This is a genomic window from Streptomyces phyllanthi (genome assembly GCF_009377205.1).
GTDB lineage: Bacteria > Actinomycetota > Actinomycetes > Streptomycetales > Streptomycetaceae > Streptomyces > Streptomyces phyllanthi.
Genome location: NZ_VJZE01000674.1, coordinates 1 through 3,572, shown reverse-complemented (window position 1 = coordinate 3,572; position 3,572 = coordinate 1). Strand labels below are relative to the sequence as shown.

Sequence of the window (3,572 nt, the reverse complement as noted above, 5' to 3'; positions counted from 1 at the left end):
GCCCCCGACCGTGCACCGAGAGCGGAGCAATCGCATGACATCCACCCTCACCCTCAAGAACGGAACGTCCTGGTCGGACGCCTGGCAGCAGTGCCTCGCCGTCGCCCCCGAGGCCTTCCGTGACGACCGTGTCCTCAACCTCTGGGGCGCCGCCTGGCACGAGGACGGCCGGGCCCTGCCCGCGATCAGCCCGGTCGACGGCAGCCCGATCGCCGGCCCGCCCCGCCTGGACACCGCCGCCGCCCACCAAGCCGTACGCGCCTCACTCGACCAGCACCGCGCCTGGCGCCACATCCCCCTCGACGAACGCCGCGCCCGTGTCGCGGCCACGCTCGACGCGCTCACCCAGCACCGCAGGCTCCTCGCCCTCCTCCTCGTGTGGGAGATCGGCAAGCCCTGGCGGCTCGCACAGGCCGACGTGGACCGGGCCATCGACGGCGTGCGCTGGTACGTCGACGGAATCGACCCCATGATCGAGGGCCGTGCCCCACTGGACGGCCCGGTGTCCAACATCGCGAGCTGGAACTATCCGATGAGCGTGCTCGTTCACGCAATGCTGGTACAGGCCCTGGCCGGCAACGCGGTCATCGCCAAGACCCCGACCGACGGCGGTGTCGCCTGCCTCACCCTGGCCAGTGCGCTCGCCTCGCGCGAAGGGATTCCCGTCACCCTCGTCAGCGGCAGCGGAGGCGAGCTGTCGGAGGCGCTCGTGAGGGCGCCCGAGATCGGCTGCGTCTCCTTCGTCGGCGGTCGCGACACCGGCGCCGCGGTGGCCACGGCCGTCGCCGACCTCGGCAAACGACACATACTCGAACAGGAGGGACTGAACACCTGGGGCATCTGGAACCACACGGACTGGGACACGTTCTCCGCCGCCATCCCCAAGCTCTTCGACTACGGCAAACAGCGCTGCACGGCGTACCCGCGCTTCGTCGTCCAGCGTGACCTGTTCGACGACTTCCTGGCGGCCTACCTCCCAGCGGTCCGCACACTCGGGGTCGGCCACCCACTGGCCGTGAAACACCCCGACGACCCGTACCCGGATCTGGACTTCGGTCCCGTCATCAACGCGGCCAAGGCCAAGGAGCTGACCGACCAGGTCACCGAGGCCATCGACCGCGGCGCCGTCCCGCTGCACCGCGGGAAGCTCGCCGGCGCCCGCTTCCTGCCAGGCCAGGACACGGAGGCATACGTCCAGCCCGTCACCCTGCTCAACCCGCCCCCGTCCTCACCCCTGCACCACGCGGAACCGTTCGGCCCGGTCGACACCATCGTCCTGGTCGACACGGAGGCCGAGCTGCTCGCCGCCATGAACGCGTCGAACGGCGCACTGGTCGCCACGCTGTCCACGGACGACCGGGCGACTTTCGACCGGCTCGCCCCGCAGATCCGCGCGTTCAAGGTCGGCCACGGCAAGCCCCGCTCCCGAGGCGACCGCGACGAGCTGTTCGGCGGTTTCGGCGCGTCCTGGCGGGGCGCGTTCGTGGGCGGCGAGCTGCTGGTGCGCGCCGTGACGCAGGGGCCGACGGGGGAGCGGCTGCCGGGGAACTTCCCGGAGTACCACCTCATGCCGTGACCCGCGTCGTGCCGGAGGCGGCGGGTCGCGTCTACCCGATGCCCTGCCGGTCCGGGCGGAGGGCGAAGGCCCGGTCCGCGGCCTCCGGCACAGCCCGTTCCACCGCCTCGGTCAGCAGCGCCCGGTGCCGGATCAACGGCTCGCGACGGTTCTCGGGCACGGCCCCGAGGAGATCGTCGAGCCCTGCCATCAGACGGCGGGTGACCTGGGGACTGTTCACCGCGTACACCCGGATCTCGGTGAAGCCGAGGTCGACCAGCTCGGTCCAGCCCGGCACGGGTTGCACCAGCCGTACCGTGCCCTGCCCGTCCCGGTACAGGGAGGCGCCGAGCGGGCGCCGCGCCACCGCGGCCAGGAACTGCACGATGCGGTCCACGGCCTGCACCGCCGTCGTGGGGTCGTTCACGGCGGGCGACAGCGCGCGCAGCGCGATGTCCGACAACTGCCTCAGTCCGAACCCGAGGTCCTGGTGGAAGGTGCGCTCGGCACCCACCGACACCTTGGAGTACAGCGTTCGCCGCCCCTTCGTTAGGGGACCGCCGTGCCCGCCGTGCACCGTGAACACCGGCGTCCCCGGCGTGACGAAGTCCCCGACCAGGGGGATGAGCCGCAGCACGACGCCCTGCTGCCGCGCCGTACGGACGAGCCGCGCGATGTTGACGTCCCGCAGTACCCCCGCGCGCCCGTGATGGGTGAGGCGGGCCATCTCAGGGCCGAGGGCGACCGGCTCATCCGCGGCCATGTCGAGCGGCATGCTCGCGACGACCCGCAACGACTCCGCGGTGATCCGGTCGATGACGTGCACGACCCGCATCAGCCGCAGCATCGAGTTCACGTACATCACGAACAGGACCACGCTCAGCCCCACCATGATCACGGTGAGGACGGACTGGACGAGCGGGGTGGAGGACACCAGCGCGGGGTCGGGCTGACTGTCGTACGAGGTGAGGACGAGCAGGGACAGGACGAAGGTGGCCAGGAACACCGCGAAGGTGGCCTTGGTGATGCGGCTTCGTACGAAGATCCGTACGACACGTGGGCTGAACTGACCGGCGGCCATCTGCACGGCGACCAGCGAGATGCTGAAGACGACACCGATGAAGGTCATCATCGCCGCGCTGACCGTGGTGACCACGGCCTTCGCGTCCTCGGCGATCCTGAGCAGATCACGGACGGCGTCCTCGTCGCCCGCGTCGCGCAGTGCGGTGAGGATCGCGTCGTCGGCCGCCGAGGCAGCCGTCCACACCCCCACGACCAGGACCAGCGCGACGGTCGGAGCGAACCAGAATGTGTCCCGCAGATGCTCCCGCAGTGGCGACAATGCCCGGGGGCGCCGCCCCGGCGGCAAGCCGACCGTAGTCTTCCAGTCACCCATGGTGAGACTGTAGGCGTACCTTCCGTGCACCCCCGGCAACCCCGCCCGGGGCGCGGATATGCAGGTGAAAGCCACTTCGAAAGCTTGGTATTGTTGTGTCTGTCGCCGCGGGGAACACCCTTGGCAAGGCGGCAGACACCTGAGTCCGGGTGGCGGAATGGCAGACGCGCTAGCTTGAGGTGCTAGTGCCCTTTATCGGGCGTGGGGGTTCAAGTCCCCCCTCGGACACCAGCGAAACCCCTGTTGATCAGGGGTTTCTTGCATTTCTGGGTGTCACGGCCACGTGGACGGCGTCGGTATGGCACCGCACTCCGCGCACGTGATGTCGACCCCCGGCAGACCTCTGGTCCACCTGTTGAAGATCTCGGCGAGCCGGGACGCGTCCGGTGGGGTGTGACCGAGGCCGATCGCGTACCGGGCAGACCGTGGACCGGTGTCGAAGGGACGGGGCCAGGCGTGCGCGTCGGGGACCCCGCTGTTCTCCAGATCGGTGAGCAGGGCCCGTACACGGCCCCGGACGCGACCCAGCGTCGTATCGAAATCCTCGTCACGGGCGGGGCGTACGGCCAGGACCGCCCAGGCCGCGTGGCGGCGGTGAAGGGGTGGGGGCGAGAGCAGTTC

General features: G+C 70.3%; 2 protein-coding genes, 1 tRNA gene and 1 pseudogene. 2 read left to right on the top strand and 2 right to left on the bottom strand.

Going from position 1 to position 3,572, the window contains the following annotated elements; translation table 11 throughout:
* Positions 1 to 34 precede the first annotated feature (34 nt).
* Positions 35 to 1,576, top strand: a complete 1,542-nt coding sequence (locus FNH04_RS43170) for an aldehyde dehydrogenase family protein (RefSeq protein ID WP_152791703.1) — start codon at positions 35 to 37, stop codon at positions 1,574 to 1,576.
* A gap of 31 nt (positions 1,577 to 1,607) precedes the next feature.
* Here the strand turns inward: FNH04_RS43170 and FNH04_RS43165 are convergent, their stop codons facing one another.
* Entirely contained in the window at positions 1,608 to 2,951 is a 1,344-nt protein-coding gene (locus FNH04_RS43165) for a DUF2254 domain-containing protein (RefSeq protein ID WP_152791702.1), read from the bottom strand.
* A gap of 143 nt (positions 2,952 to 3,094) precedes the next feature.
* Between FNH04_RS43165 and FNH04_RS43160 the strand changes: the two genes are divergently transcribed.
* Positions 3,095 to 3,182, top strand: a tRNA-Leu gene (locus FNH04_RS43160).
* A gap of 42 nt (positions 3,183 to 3,224) precedes the next feature.
* Here FNH04_RS43160 and FNH04_RS43155 read toward each other — a convergent pair.
* A pseudogene (locus tag FNH04_RS43155) lies at positions 3,225 to 3,572 on the bottom strand (polynucleotide adenylyltransferase); the annotation flags it as partial.